Origin of the sequence: Paraburkholderia sp. (assembly GCF_036488505.1) — a bacterium.
Lineage (GTDB): Bacteria > Pseudomonadota > Gammaproteobacteria > Burkholderiales > Burkholderiaceae > Paraburkholderia.
This window is the reverse complement of sequence record NZ_DASXHN010000023.1, coordinates 1-14,257: the sequence shown is the minus strand read 5'-3', so window position 1 is coordinate 14,257 and position 14,257 is coordinate 1. Positions and strand designations below refer to the sequence as shown.

At 66.3% G+C, this 14,257-nt stretch carries 10 protein-coding genes; 9 read left to right on the top strand and 1 reads right to left on the bottom strand.

Annotation, left to right across the window (positions count from 1 at the left end; genetic code table 11):
- From VGH68_RS01520 to VGH68_RS01480, 9 genes are all read left to right on the top strand, one after another.
- Positions 1-1,195 (top strand): type VI secretion system Vgr family protein (locus VGH68_RS01520; protein WP_331601740.1); only part of this gene is annotated, 1,195 nt, incomplete at its 5' end.
- A 31-nt stretch (positions 1,196-1,226) separates the two neighbouring features.
- Positions 1,227-2,954, top strand: coding sequence for a type VI secretion system-associated FHA domain protein TagH (gene tagH / locus VGH68_RS01515; RefSeq protein ID WP_331601739.1), 1,728 nt, complete (start codon positions 1,227-1,229; stop codon positions 2,952-2,954).
- 20 nt (positions 2,955-2,974) lie between these two features.
- The gene (gene tssK, locus VGH68_RS01510) at positions 2,975-4,309 is read left to right on the top strand and encodes a type VI secretion system baseplate subunit TssK (RefSeq protein ID WP_331601738.1); all 1,335 of its coding nucleotides are present in this window, start codon (positions 2,975-2,977) and stop codon (positions 4,307-4,309) included.
- Positions 4,310-4,332: 23 nt separating this feature from the next.
- A complete protein-coding gene (locus tag VGH68_RS01505) occupies positions 4,333-5,622 on the top strand; it encodes a DotU family type VI secretion system protein (RefSeq protein ID WP_331601737.1) in 1,290 nt (429 codons plus the stop codon).
- Between the two features lie 46 nt (positions 5,623-5,668).
- The gene (tssM, locus tag VGH68_RS01500; RefSeq protein WP_331601736.1) at positions 5,669-9,214 is read left to right on the top strand and encodes a type VI secretion system membrane subunit TssM; all 3,546 of its coding nucleotides are present in this window, start codon (positions 5,669-5,671) and stop codon (positions 9,212-9,214) included.
- Positions 9,211-9,912, top strand: a complete 702-nt coding sequence (tagF, locus tag VGH68_RS01495) for a type VI secretion system-associated protein TagF (RefSeq protein WP_331601735.1) — start codon at positions 9,211-9,213, stop codon at positions 9,910-9,912. The genes tssM and tagF overlap by 4 nt, the downstream gene beginning before the upstream one ends.
- Positions 9,913-10,145: 233 nt before the next feature.
- On the top strand, positions 10,146-11,162 hold the full coding sequence (locus tag VGH68_RS01490) for a hypothetical protein (RefSeq protein ID WP_331601734.1): 1,017 nt from the start codon (positions 10,146-10,148) through the stop codon (positions 11,160-11,162).
- Positions 11,163-11,218: 56 nt separating this feature from the next.
- Positions 11,219-12,097: a c-type heme family protein gene (locus tag VGH68_RS01485; protein ID WP_331601733.1), complete on the top strand. Its 879-nt coding sequence runs from the start codon at positions 11,219-11,221 to the stop codon at positions 12,095-12,097.
- Between the two features lie 108 nt (positions 12,098-12,205).
- Positions 12,206-13,657, top strand: coding sequence for a protein kinase domain-containing protein (locus tag VGH68_RS01480; RefSeq protein WP_331601732.1), 1,452 nt, complete (start codon positions 12,206-12,208; stop codon positions 13,655-13,657).
- A gap of 101 nt (positions 13,658-13,758) precedes the next feature.
- On the opposite strand, the gene VGH68_RS01475 is transcribed toward VGH68_RS01480, so the two are convergent.
- Positions 13,759-14,257: GntR family transcriptional regulator (locus VGH68_RS01475; protein WP_331601731.1), on the bottom strand; the 499-nt coding region annotated here is incomplete at its 5' end.

Below are 14,257 nucleotides of genomic sequence, written 5' to 3'. Positions count from 1 at the left end.
GGAACATCTGAGCGGCCACGTTCAGTCCAGCGATGGCGACCGGTATGCGAAGGTCGGTGTCGAGATCCGTCAGGCGCGCTACGACAGCATTTCGGGTCGATCGAGCGCGCGCGGCATCTGGCCGGGCGGTCAGTTCAAGCTCGAACATCACGCGTGTGACGCTCAGAACCACGATTATCTCGTGGTCAGCGCTGCGTACGAAATCAATTCAGATGTCTATGTATCCACGGTGCGCCACGATACTTCGCTGGCGTTTTTCGATTGCGCGTTCACGGCGCTGCGCAAGGAAAATCACTTCCGCTCGGAGCGGCTCACGCCCCAGCCGGCCGTGGCGGGCCCGCAGACGGCGATGGTGGTCGGCCCGGACGGCGAAGAAATCCTCACGGATAAATATGGCCGCATCAAGGTGCAGTTTCATTGGGAGCAGTTCTCCCCGCCGGCCGATGCCGAGGCCCGCGCGAGGCGGTGCTGGGTGCGGGTGTCGCAGAGCTGGGCCGGCAAACGCTGGGGCGCCCTGTTCGTGCCGCGGATCGGTCAGGAGGTGATCGTCGAGTTCGTCGAGGGCGATCCGAACCGGCCGCTCGTGACCGGTTGCGTGTACAACGCGACCACGATGCCGCCGTACGAATTGCCGGCGAATCAGTCGCTCACGACGCTGAAAAGCAATTCGACCAAAGGCGGCGGCGGCTTCAATGAAATGCGTTTCGACGACGACCGAGGCGGCGAGCAATTGTTCTTCCACGCCGAGCGGGACCACGAGACGTGGGTGAAGAACGACATGCTGAGCAATGTCGGCAACGATCGGCATCTGAAAGTGAGCGGCAACGAGTTCGTGGCGATCACCGGCGCACGCCACGACGCGGTCACGGGCGACCAGAACGCGCAGGTCGATGGCAATGCATCGCTGAAGGTCGGGCAGAAGCTGCACGAGAAAGTCGGGACGGACTATGCGATCGACGCCGGCATGAACGTCCATATCAAGGCGGGCATGAACATCGTGATCGAAGCCGGCGCGAGCATTACGCTGAAGGCGGGCGGCGCGTTCGTGGTCGTCGGCCCGGAGAGCGTGGCGGTGTCGGGCGCACCGATCCTGCTCAATTCGGGCGGCGCGGCGGGCTCCGGCAGCGGCTCGTCGCCGAGCGCGCCGAGCGCGCCCAAAGACGCCGACGACGGAACCAGGAAAATCAAATCGTGAGTGATGCATCTGACCGGTCGTGGTGAGCCAAGTGAACTATCCGATTCTTTCGCTGCGGGTTGTGCGATTCAACGACGAGACGCTCGCCGAGCCGATCGCGATCGCGTTCGGCCCCGCCGGCGGCACGATTGGCCGGGCCAACGACTGCACGCTCGCGCTACCCGATCAACAGCGCGCGATCTCGCGCGTTCACGCGCGCGTCGAATTCCGCGGCGGCGATTATCTGCTGTGCGATCTGGGCGGCAATCCCAGCGTGTTGAATCAGCGCGCGCTCGGCGGCACGCGCGAGGCGAGACTCGCGGATGGCGACCGTCTGCGGATCGGTCCGTATCTGATCGAGGTATCGATCGGCGAGCAGACGGCGGGCGTGCACAGTCCCATGGGCGGCCGTGATCCGCTCAGTGCCGCGCAGGTGCTCGGTGGTCCGCTGCCGGCCGATTCGCAACGCGACGTGCTGCGAATCGGTGCGCTCGACCCGCTCGGCCAGCCGGGCTTCGGTGAAGCGCAGCGAATTTCCTCGCGGCCGGGCTTTGCAGGTTCGCAGAGCGATCATGTGTCGCCGGAGTTGCAGGCGTTTGCGGTGCCGCCAACGCCTCGGCACGATCCCGGCAGGCCGGCAACGCACACGGGCGGCATTCCGGCCGACTACGATCCGCTCGCGGATGCGTTGGCGCAGTGGGAAACGCCTGCGCAGGCGGGCAACGCATCGCCTGGCCCACCGCATCCTCCGCACGAGATGGCGGAATGGTCCAGCGAGCCTGCCCCGGCGACCGCGCCTATGGGCGGCCCGACCGGCTTGCCCCCGGGATTGCTCGATCCCGGCGCGGCAGGTGCCGCGGTGACGCCGTTCGATGATCTGTTCGGAACGCCGTCGACGCCGTCCGCGTCATCGGCGCCTGCGGGCTCGGTGGTGCCTGCGGTGCCGGTCGTGCCGGTGATCGTGCCGCAAGCCGCCAGCGCACGGCTCGCGATGCCTGCCGCGATGCCTACGGTGATACCGGACCCCTCTCCGCCCGCACAGCCAGTGTTGCCGCCCGATCCGCAGCCTGCGCCGCTCACAGCGCCCGCTTCCGCGCCACCGGGAATCGAAGAGACGCCCCCGTTTCGTCGCGCTGCCGCCACGGCAGCGCGCCAGAGCGCCGCCACCTTGCAAGCACTGCTCGAAGGCCTCGGCCTCGACCCGTCGCGTGCGCCTAACCTGCCCGAGCCGGAGTTCGCGCGGCTCGTCGGCGCGATGCTGCGCGAAGCGCTGCGCGGCACGATGGGCGTGCTGCGCGCACGCTCGATGACCAAACGCGAAGCGCGCCTCGACACGACGATGATCGTCGCGCGCGACAACAATCCGCTCAAATTTTTCCCGGACGTCGACAGTGCGCTCGCGCAGATGCTGACCGGCCGTTCGGCGGGCTATCTGCCGCCCGGCGAGGCGCTCAGGCGCGCGTTCGACGATATCGACGCGCATGAGCTCGCGGTGCTCGCCGGCATGCGCGCGGCGCTCGCGCAGGTGCTGGGCCGCTTCGATCCCGCGTCGATCGAAGCCGGGTTGAAAGACCCCGGTGCGCTCGAAAAAATGCTGTCCAATCGCAAGGCGAAGCTGTGGGACCTGTTCGTCGACTTGCACGGTGCCGTCACGCGCGAAGCCGGCGACGACTTCCAGAAGCTCTTCGGTCAGGCGTTCAATGACGCGTACGAGGCTCAGATCGAGGCACTGCGCGCGGCTCGCGGCCGTGAGCCGAAGCATCCCGTCGATCCCAACTAGATACTTTTGAACGAGACAACATGTCCTGGAACAGCAAAGTCATCTGGTCGGAGGGGATGTTTCTTCAGCCCCAGCACTTGCAGCAGCATGACCGCTATCTGCAGCGGCAATTGGAGACGCGCGCTGCCGGCCTGCGTCCGTACAGTTGGGGCTTCACCGCGCTGGAAATCGACGAGTCGCTGCTCAAGCTCGGCAAGCTCGCGCTGCTGTCATGCGCCGGCGTGATGCCGGATGGCACGCCCTTCGATCTGCCCGTCGACGATGACCTGCCCGAGCCGCTCGAGATTCCCGAAAGCACGCGCAACATGCTGGTCCAATTAGCGTTGCCGGTGCGCAGGCCGGGTGTCGCCGAAACCGGCAACGAAGCGAGCGAGGAAAACTTCGCGCGACACCGTATCGCCGAATTGGACGTGAGCGACAGCAACGATCCGAATGCGGGCGCGGCGCTGCTGCAGATCGGCAAACTGCGCGTGCGCCTCGCGCTCGCGGCCGACGTGGCGAATGCGTACGCGACGCTCGGCGTCGCGCGCGTGCTCGAGCGTCTGCCCGACAACCGTGTCGTGCTCGAACACGACTACAGCCCGCCGTGTCTCGACTATCGGGTCGCGCGCCGACTCGCGGCATTCGTCGACGACCTCGTGGGCCTGCTGCACCAACGCGGCGAAGCACTGGCCGCACGCCTTGCGCAGCCGGGCGTGACGGGGGTCGCGGAGGTGGCCGACTTCCTGTTGCTGCAACTGATCAACCGGAACGAACCATTGGCCGCGCATTTATCGACGATGACGGGTCTGCATCCCGAAGCGCTCTACCAGGTGGCGGTGCAACTGGCCGGCGAGCTCGCGACCTTCAGTCAGGCCTCGAAGCGCCCGCCGGCGTATCCGGTCTATCGCCATGAAGCGTTGCGCGAGACCTTCGCGCCGGTGATCGACGATATTCGCGCGTCGCTGAGCACGGTGATGGACCCGCACGCGGTGGCGATCCCGCTCGAAGAGCGCAAGTTCGGCGTGCGCGTGGCGATCGTGCCGGACAAGACGCTGTTTGCCGGCGCCAGCTTCGTGCTCGCGGTGCGTGCGCAGATGCCGGCCGAGCACATCCTGACCGGCTTCGCGCCGCAGGTGAAGATCGGACCGATCGAACGCATTCGAGATCTCGTCAATCTGCAATTGCCGGGCGTCGGCCTGCGCGCGTTGCCCGTGGCGCCCCGGCAGTTGCCGTTTCATGCGGGCTTCACCTACTTCGAACTCGATCGCGGCAACGAACTGTGGAAGCAGTTCCCGAGTTCGGCCGGCATGGCGCTGCACGTCGCCGGTGACTTTCCCGGGCTGACGATGGAGTTCTGGGCCATTCGCCGCTGATGCATTGATTGAGGAAGTTCATCGTGAGCCCTGACGAACTGCGTGGTGCCGCCGACGATCCCGGCGCGACGATTCTGATTCCGACACCCGGCGGCGCGCGGGCGGCATTCACGACGGCCGCGGCGACGCCCGTGCCGATGCTGCGCGCGGACGGCGGTCTCAATCCGCTGTTGCGCGCGGCCAATCCGCTGATCGAACTGGCGCTGCCGTTGCGGCAGTTGCCGACCCATCCGAATGTCGAAGATCTGCGCAATCAGTTGATGCAGATGGTGCGCAGCTTCGAGGCGCAAGGCCGCGCCAACGGCATCGATGACGAAAAGCTGGGCGCTTCGCGCTACTGCCTGTGCACCTTCCTTGATGAAGCGATCGCCAGCACGCCGTGGGGCGCGGGCTTGTGGGGCAGTCGCAGCCTGCTGGTGACGTTCCATAACGAGGCTTCGGGAGGTGAGCGGTTTTTCCTGATCCTGCAGCGTCTCGCGCAGAACCCCGCGGGCAACCTCGACGTGCTCGAATTGCTCTACGTGGTGCTCAGTCTCGGCTTCGAAGGACGCTACCGTCTGATCGACGGTGGCCGCACGCAGCTCGACACGATCCGCGAACGCCTCGAACAGATGATTCGCGGCCAGCGCGGCGCGGCCGAACGCGATCTGTCGCCGCACTGGCTGCCGGTCAAGGTCGAGCGCAAGCCGTTATTGCAACTCCTGCCGTTGTGGGTGGCCGCGGCGCTCGCGTGCGTCGTGCTGGTGGTCGTTCATCTGGTGTTGAGCTTCAGACTCAACGATATGTCCGACCGCGTGTTCGAAGCGCTGCACGGCATCCGGGTTGCGCCGGCTCCCGCGCTCGCGTCGAAACTGGCGGGGGCGCCCAAACCCGCACCGAAGCTGTCGCAGTTCCTCGCGCCTGAAATCGCCCGCGGTCTCGTGCAGGTCTCGGAGTTGCCCGATCGGACCGTCGTCACGATCAATGGCGACGGCCTGTTCGCGTCGGGCAGTGCTGAGCTGGCCGCGGGTTTCGTGCCGCTCGTGCAGCGTATCGGCGACGCGTTGAAGGAAGTGCCGGGCAATGTGGTGGTCGCCGGCCATACCGATAACCAGCGAGTCCTGTCCGCCCGCTTCCCGTCGAACTGGCATCTGTCGCAGGCGCGCGCCGAAGCGGTGCGCGACCTGCTCGCGGCCCGGGTCGGCAGCCCCGGCCGTTTCAGCGCCGAGGGGCGCGGCGATGCCGAGCCGATCGCTCCCAACGACAGCGCCGCGAATCGCGCACGTAACCGCCGCGTCGATATCACGGTGCTGGCGCCGGGAGCGGCATCGTGAACATCTCGGTGACGGATTCGTGGCGGGTGGCAGAGGGGAGCCGGTGATGAAAATGTTTGGCTGGCTGCGAAAAACGATCGTGCTGTCGTTGCTCGGCGTGCTCGCACTGTCGCTGATCGTGTGGGTCGAGGGGCCGCTCGTCGCGTACGCGGGCCATGAGCCGCTCGAAAGCGCCGGCAGCCGCACGACCGTGATCATCGTGTTGCTGCTGGTATGGGCGCTGTACTGGCTCGCGCGCTGGATCGCGGTGCGCGTCGCCAACATCAGATTCACCCGCGTGGTCGGAGAAGGACCGGCCGAGCCCGCGCCCGGCAAGAAAGAATCCGAGGCCGACATCGCCGCGTTGAAACAGCGTTTCGAAGCTGCGATGGCGACGTTGCGCAGCGCGCGGGTCAAGGGCCGTTTCGGCAGCCAGTATGTCTATCAGTTGCCGTGGTACATGTTCGTCGGCGCGCCCGGTACGGGCAAGACCACTGCGCTGTTGAACTCCGGGCTCAAGTTTCCGCTGGCCGACCGGCTCGGCAGACAGTCGATCGGCGGCGTGGGCGGCACACGCAATTGCGACTGGTGGTTCACCGACGATGCGGTGCTGCTCGATACCGCGGGCCGCTTCACCACCCAGGATAGTTTCGCCGAAGCCGATCAGGCCGCGTGGGCCGGCTTCCTGCGACTGCTGCGCAAGTATCGTCCGCGCCGGCCGCTGAATGGCGTGATCGTCGCGTTGTCGACGCGTGACCTGCTGCAACTGTCCGACCTGCAACGCGCGCAGCAGGCGCAAGCCGTGCGCGAACGGCTCAAGGAGCTGTACGGCCAGCTTGGCATGCGCTTCCCGGTCTACGTGATCGTGACCCAGTGCGATCTTCTCTCAGGTTTCGTCGAATTCTTCGACGATCTTGGCCGCGACGAACGTGAACAGGTGTGGGGTGTGACGTTTCCGTTCACCGGCCAAGGCTCGCCGGACGACGCACTGGCTGCCTTTCCCGCCGAATTCGACGCATTGGAAAAGCAGTTGCAAGCCCGCGTGCTGAACCGCATGCAGCGCGAGACCGATGTGCGGCGGCGCGCGCTCGTGTATGGATTTCCGCAGCAGTTCGCCGGTCTGCAAGCGGTGCTGAAAGGCTTTCTCGACGAAACCTTTAGTACCTCCCGCTTCGAGCAGTCCGCATTGCTGCGGGGCGTGTATTTCACCAGCGGCACCCAGCAGGGCCGGCCGATCGATCGCGTGATGAGCGCGGTCGCCTCCGCGCTCGGCTTGCAGCAACAGGTGGTCGTGCCGGACCCGGCGAGCGGGCGCGCGTATTTCATCACGCGGCTGCTGCGCGGCGTGATTTTCGAGGAAGCCGGGCTCGCCGGCGTGAACCAAAAACTGGAGCGGCGCCGCGCGTGGTTCCAGCGCGCCGCGCTCGCGGCGATCGGCGCTGTCACCGTGCTGGCGCTGGTTCTGTTCTTCGTCAGTTATCAACGCAACCGCGCTTATGTCGCCGAGGTTCAACGCCATGTCGCGGAGCTACAGAAGCTCGCGCAGACGACGCAGCCCGGCGACAACCCGCTTGCGCTGTTGCCGCTGCTCAATGCCGCGCGCGACCTTCCAGGCGGTTATGCGGAACGCGACAAAAGCGTGCCGTGGCTGTCGCGCCTGGGCCTTTATCAAGGCGACAAGCTCGGCCTCGAAGCGCAGACCAGCTATCGGCGGCTGTTGCGGCAGACCCTGCTGCCGCTCGTCGTCAGCCGCATGGAAGATGAATTGCGCCGCGGCGACGCGAACAATCCGGACTTCCAGTATGAAGTCTTGCGCGCATACCTGATGCTGGGCGATTCCGTGCATTACGACGCCGACTCGGTGCGTCTGTGGGCGGATGTCGACTGGCGCCGCGGGCCGTTGCGCGATGCGAGCGACGCTCAGCGCAACGATATCGACGGCCACCTTGCCGCGCTGTTCCAGCCCGCGCGCTTCGATGCTTCGCTGCCGCTGGACAAGGATCTGATCGCGCAGGCGCGCGCCACGCTCGCCAAAATGCCGCTGACCCAGCGTCTGTTCAACCGCGTCAAGCGCGAGCTCGAACAGAGCGCACCGCAGGAATTCAGCGTCGCCAACGCGGCGGGGCGCAATGCCGCGCTAGTGCTCGTGCGCAAGAGCGGCGCGCCGTTGACGCGCGGTGTTTCCGGTGCGTACACCCGTGCTGGCTATCAGAAGTTCGGTCAGTTGCGCGACGAAGCGGTGATCGATATCGCGAAGGACGATTGGGTGCTCGGTCGTCAGGAATCCGTGTCGACGCCGACCGGTGTCGAGGATCTGAAGGCTGGCATCACACGGCTTTACTACGACGAGTACATCCGCCAATGGGATGCGCTGCTCAACGATATCGACGTGGTGCCGTTCGACAGCGTGGACCAGGGTGCGCGCGTGGCTAATCTGCTCGCGGGGGCCGACTCGCCGTTGCGCTCGCTGATGCTTGCGGCGGCTCAGGAAACCACGCTGGGCAACGGCAAAACGGGCGCTTCGCCGGCGCAGCAGGGCGTTGCCGCGCTGACCGGCAAGCTCGATGCGGCCAGAAAGCGTCTCGAGAGCGCGCTCGGCAATCAGCCGGAAGACGCGGCGCCGCCCGCGCCGGCCGAACTGAATCCAGTCGACGCGCATTTCCAGGCGCTGCATGAACTCGCCGGCAAACCCGGCGCGCAGGGCGCGATCCCACTGGACACGCAGCTTGCCGCGCTGAAGGACGCGGCCAGCTATCTGGAGGCCGCGGACGCGGCGCGCCGTCAGGGCTTGGCCGCGCCGCCCGGCGACGCGTTGAACAAGCTCGAGCTGGTCGCGCAGGCGGCTCCGCCACCGCTCGCGACGGTGGCCACCAACGTCGCCAGTGGGGCGGGGTCGCTGATGGTTGGCGGAGAACGAGCGCGCCTGAACGGCTTATGGCAGGCGAACGTCGCGCAACTGTGCCGGCAGGCGCTCGACGGCCGTTATCCGCTCGTGCGCGGGTCCACGCGCGAGGTCGCGCCCGACGATTTTGGCAGGCTGCTGAGCCCGGGCGGTCTGATCGACGATTTCTTCCGGAAGAACCTGGCCACGCTGGTCGACATGTCGGGACCACAATGGCGCTGGCGCAGCGGTGCCGATACGCTCGGCATCCCTGTCGACGTGCTCGGCCAGTTCCAGCGCGCGGCGCAGATCCGCGATGCGTTCTTCCGGGCCGGCGGCCGCGACGTGTCGGTGCGCTTCGACGTGAAGCCGCTCAATATCGATCCGGCGATCACCCAGTTCACGCTCGATATCGACGGGCAGCAAATGGTCGTCAAACCCGGCGCGGCGCAATCGATGATGTTCCAATGGCCGAGCGGCAAGGGCACCGGCGACGCGCATGTCGAGTTCACGCCGGCGGGCAGCGCACCGGCGGCGCGCGCCGATGGCCCGTGGGCGCTGCTGCATCTGATGGACGCCGCGCATCTGCAGCCCACCGCGCAGCCCGACCGCTTTCGCCTGAGTTTCGAATCGGACGGCCGGCGCGCGGACTTCGAACTCGCCGCCAGCAGCATCGTGAATCCGTTTCGCCGCGGCTTGCTCGAGCAGTTTCGCTGTCCGGACCGGCTATGAGCGCGGAGCTGGCACGGGAGCTGACAGCGGGGCCCGGTTTCTTCGGCAAGGTGCGCACGCATGGCGACTTCGTCGCGCGGCGCTTGCCGGCCGAGTTCGTCACCCGTTGGGACGCGAGCTTGCAGGAAGGCATGTTGCTGGCGCGGCAGCGCTTTGGCGCGCAGTGGCTCGAGTTGTACCTGAATGCCCCTGTGTGGTGTTTTGCGCTGGGCGCGGGCCTGTACGGCCCGAGCGCGTGGGCGGGCGTTCTAACGCCGGGCGTGGACCGGGTGGGGCGCTATTTCCCGTTCACGATTGCTCAGGCCATCGACGCTGCCGACCTTCACGGGCGACTAGCCAGCGCGCAAGCATCGTATGACCGCCTGGTGGCGCTGGCATTGGCGACACTGGCGCCGCAATTCACGCTCGACGAATTCGACGCCGCGTTGCGAGCCGGGAGCCTGTTCAACGAGGGCCGTGCATCGACGCCGTGGCGGCTCGCCGTACATGACGCATCCGCCGGCGAATTCACCGCGTTGCTCGAACAGACCGCGGCGACGGGACATGCTATCTGGTGGAGCGAAGGATCGCCAGCCGCGCCTTCGTCGGCGAGAATTTCCGCGGGCGCGATGACCGGCTTGCAGTTCGCGAGTCTGCTCGACGTCGGTACGGAAGAATGGGTTTCGGTGAGCGAGCTGATTTCGAACTCGCGCGCCTAGCGATCGCCTGACTCACGCGCGGTTTCGGCAACGGTTTGGAGGCAGTCCGCGTCCGGTGTGAATGCGGCGGAATATATCGCGCGAATGAATCTCACCAAGCGCCGCAGTCTCGTTGAAAGCGGCGCGCCGCAATTGGGGGAAATCCGTTGTTTATCGGCTATTGTCAGTGAGACACTCGACGAAGCGGACCGTCTGCGATAAACGTACCGCAGACACCGTCGTCACGGACCCCGATGATGCCATCCGAACGCCGTTTCCTCGTCATGCTGATGTCAGCCTTGCTGCGTGCACGCGCGGGCGGCGCATTGGCGCTGTTTGCGTCGGCGGTGCCGCTCGCCCATGCGGACATCGTGATCGCATACGCCGACAGTCCGGTGACGGTGATCCGCGGCGCTTCGCTGTATCGGACGGGCGAGGGCGCAAAGCTGCGCGACGACGACATCATCGAAACCGGCGCCGGCAAATCCGCACAACTCGAAGACGGTTCAGGCACCGTGATCGCACTCGGGCCGCAAACCCAGGTGCTGCTCAAAACGCAGCCGGCGCTGCAACATGCGGCGGCGGGACCGGTGCGTATCACGATGCTCAGCGGCTGGCTCAAGGCCAGCTGCAGCGCGAGCGCGGCCGCACAACCACCGCTTTTGATCGAACTTCGCGGGCTTGACGTCACGCCCGCGAGCAATGGGCGGTGGTCAGTCGTCGCGACGGCCAGCGCTGAACGCGCCGCGATCTTCGCTGAGTCCGGTGATGACGCGATTGCCCCCGTTCGCGCGCCGGCCGCAGAGGCCAGGCAAACCTTGCACGCGGGCCAGTATCTGGAGCGCCATGCGGACGAGCCGCTGCGCGCGCAAGCCCGGCCGTCCGCGGAGTTCGTCGGCGCCATACCGCCCGGCTTTCGGGATGCGCTCGTCGGCGTAGCGGGGCGGCTCGCGGGCACGCACGAGCTTCAGGCGCCGCTGCGCGCGGTCGACTATGCCGACGTTTCCGACTGGCTCACGAGCAGCGTCAGCGAGCGTGGCACGTTCGTCAAACGCTTTGTTCCGCGCCTGAAAACAGCAGCCTTCCGCGCGCAGGTCGACGCTCATCTGGACGTGTTGCCGGAATGGCGGCCGATTCTGCACCCGCCGCCACGCCCATCGGCCGAACCACGCAAAAGGGCCGCGCAAGCGCCGCCGCCAGCGCGTCCGCCGCCCGACGCGGGCGCGGACTCGCAGCACGAACCCAAGTCGGACGACACCGATGCCCATTGACGCGCGATGCACCGCCAGGCGTTGACGCCGTTGCACACCATTCGCATGGAGCAGCCATGAACCTCTCGTTGACCGTGAAGTTCAATCTCGCTTTCCTCGCCGTGTTCGCCGCGGGATTCGCCGCTACGGGTATCGTGGCCGAGCGCGTGTTGCAGGAAAACGCAGTGCAGACGACCGTGCGCGACGCGAGCCTGATGATCGAAGCCGCGACCGCGGTGCACAACTACACGTCCGACCAGGTCACGCCGCTTCTTGCCACGCAGATCAAGTACGCGTTCGTGCCGCAGTCGATCCCCGCGTATTCCGCCATCGAGAGCCTGCTCGCGATCGAGAAGAAGTTTCCCGGGTTCTCGTACAAGCACGCGATGCTCGATCCGACCAACCCGCGCGACCGTGCCACGGACTGGGAGACCGATGTCATCCGGCGCCTTCACGATCACCCGGAGTTGCCCGAACTGATTGGCGAGCGCGCGACGCCGTCGGGCCCCAGCCTTTACATCGCGCGGCCGACCCGCATCGACTCGGCCGCCTGCCTCGAATGCCACAGCACGCCCGCCGCTGCGCCGCGCACGATGCTTGACAAGTACGGGCCGGCGAACGGCTTCAACTGGCCTTTGCATGAAACGATCGGCGCGCAGGTCGTGTCGGTGCCGATGTCGCTGCCGCTGGAGCATGCGCGCACGGTCTGGCGCACGTTCATGGCGTCGTTCGCCGCGGTGTTCGGCTGCACGCTGATCGCGCTGAATCTGATGGTACATTTCCTCGTGACGAAGCGGCTCACCGCACTGTCGCGCACGGCCGACGAAGTCAGCCTCGGCAAGCTCGACACGGCAGCGTTTTCGACGCGTGGCGGCGACGAAATCGCGTCGCTCGCCGTCTCGTTCAACCGCATGAGAACCAGTCTCGTCGAAGCGTTGAGGATGCTCGGCGCGTAAGCTTGCGTGGCGGCTCGGGCCGCCGCTTTCAGCTGAGCACACTTGCAGGGGGCCGTAGATGAAGAGGCGCCGGAGCGCGACGCGCAGGCTCGCTCGATCGGGAGTCGAATGAGCAACGAAGCAACGCCTGCGTGTATCGGCAAGTACCGCATCGACCGCGTGCTGGGTCAGGGAGCGATGGGCGTCGTCTACCTCGCGTTCGATCCGCACCTGGAAAGACCGGTTGCGCTGAAAACCGTGCGTCGCGAACTGCTCGCCAGCGAGGACAGTAGCGGCGACATGCTGCTGCGCTTTCGCAACGAGGCGCGCGCAGCCGGCCGGCTGGCGCATCCGAACATCGTCACGGTTCATGACTTCGGCGAAGACGACAGCACGGCCTATATCGTGATGGAGTATGTCGACGGGCATGGCCTGGACAGGTTGCTGTTGCCCGGTCACCCGCTGCCGCTGTCGGACGCGCTCCACTGGCTCGCGCAACTGCTTGCCGCGCTCGCGTATGCGCACGAGGCCGGCGTCGTGCATCGGGATATCAAGCCTGCGAACCTGCTCGTCACCGCGGCGGGGCTTCTGAAGGTCGCAGATTTTGGCGTCGCGCGCGTCGGCTCGTGCGCGACCTCGTTCGGCTTGATCATCGGCACACCGAGCTTCATGTCGCCCGAGCAATTCGAGGGCGAATGGGTCGATGCCCGCTCGGACCTGTTCTCGGCCGGCGTCGTGCTGTACCGGATGCTGACCGGGCGGCAGCCGTTCGTCGGCTCGCCGGCGACTATCAGGCAGCAGATCCTGAAGGACACGCCGGTGCGGCCCTCGGAAATCGTCTCGGCATTGCCGTCGGCGATCGACGCGATGGTCGCGAAGGCACTTGCGAGGCAGCCAGCAGACCGTTTCGGTTCGGCTGCGCAATGGCTCGCGAGCTTGCGGTCGTCGACCATTGCGGCCGATTCAACCGACGGCGACCTGACGATCGTGACGCCGTCTGCGGCTTTATCAACGGGTGCGACGGATGGCGGCAATCCATCTGCGCCTGTGCCTGCGTCTGTGCCTGCGGCGCCGCTGCGTTGGACGCCTGAGACCCTGGAGCGCATCGAACGACACCTCGCGCAACACATTGGCCCGCTCGCGAGTCTTCTGGTGCGACGCGCGGCCGCGCAAGCGAACGATCTTCCCGCGCTTGGCGCACAACTGGCGGCGGGGTTGCCCGACACGGCGCGGCACCGCTTCGAGCAGGCCTTCGCGCGGCTGACAGCCGGCTTGCCGGATCTTCCGATGACGACGTCGTCATCGCGGTCCGCACGCGTCGCGACGGCTGCGCCCGTTGTATCACCGGTGCCATCCGCGCCCGCCCCGGGCGCGCCAACGGCCAGTGCGATCGATCAACAGAGCATCGATGCGGTCGCGGTCAAACTGGCTGTCTATCTGGGCCCGATTGCGAAGATGATCGCCAGTCGCGAGGCGACGCGTGCGGCGAATTTCGACGAGTTCGTTCAGCGGGTCGAGGCTTGCATCACCGATACCGCGCAGCGCCGCCGATTCAGGCACGATGTCGATTCGTCCAGTTAGCTGGTTCTGCTGCAAGAACGCGATTCGTTGTGACGTACGGAGCGACCTATGTCACATGAACAATCGCGATGACGCGGGAGGCTGGCAGAAACTTTCGGAGCTCACTTGCGGGGCGCCTTTGCCGAACGCTTGCGGTCCACGCGCAACCGGTACTGGAACGTGCCGCCCTTGAAATAGAGGTACTCGAAGTCGATCGGCTGACGGTCGCTGTCGTACGTGAGTCGTTCGACACGCAGCACCGGCGCGTCTTTCTTCAGTTCGAGCGCGCGCGTGACGGGAGCACGCGCCGGAATCGCGTCGATGCTCAGATCGGCGCTGCCCAACGCGATGCCGCAGTCGTTCTCGAGAATCAGGAAGATATCGCGCGTGGCGAGGTCAGCGCGTTGGAGCTTCTTGCCGAGCGCTTGCGGCACGAAGGTGATTTCGTACGACGTGGGCTCGCGATTGACCAGGCGCACCCGATGAATCTCCGCAACCGTCGCCCCGGGTTCGAGCGCGAGCCGCGACGCGACCTCCTCATTGGCGGCGACGAAAGCGAACGACACCACGCGATTGACGATCTCGTGTCCGTCGCCCGACATGGATTCGGCGAAGCCTTGC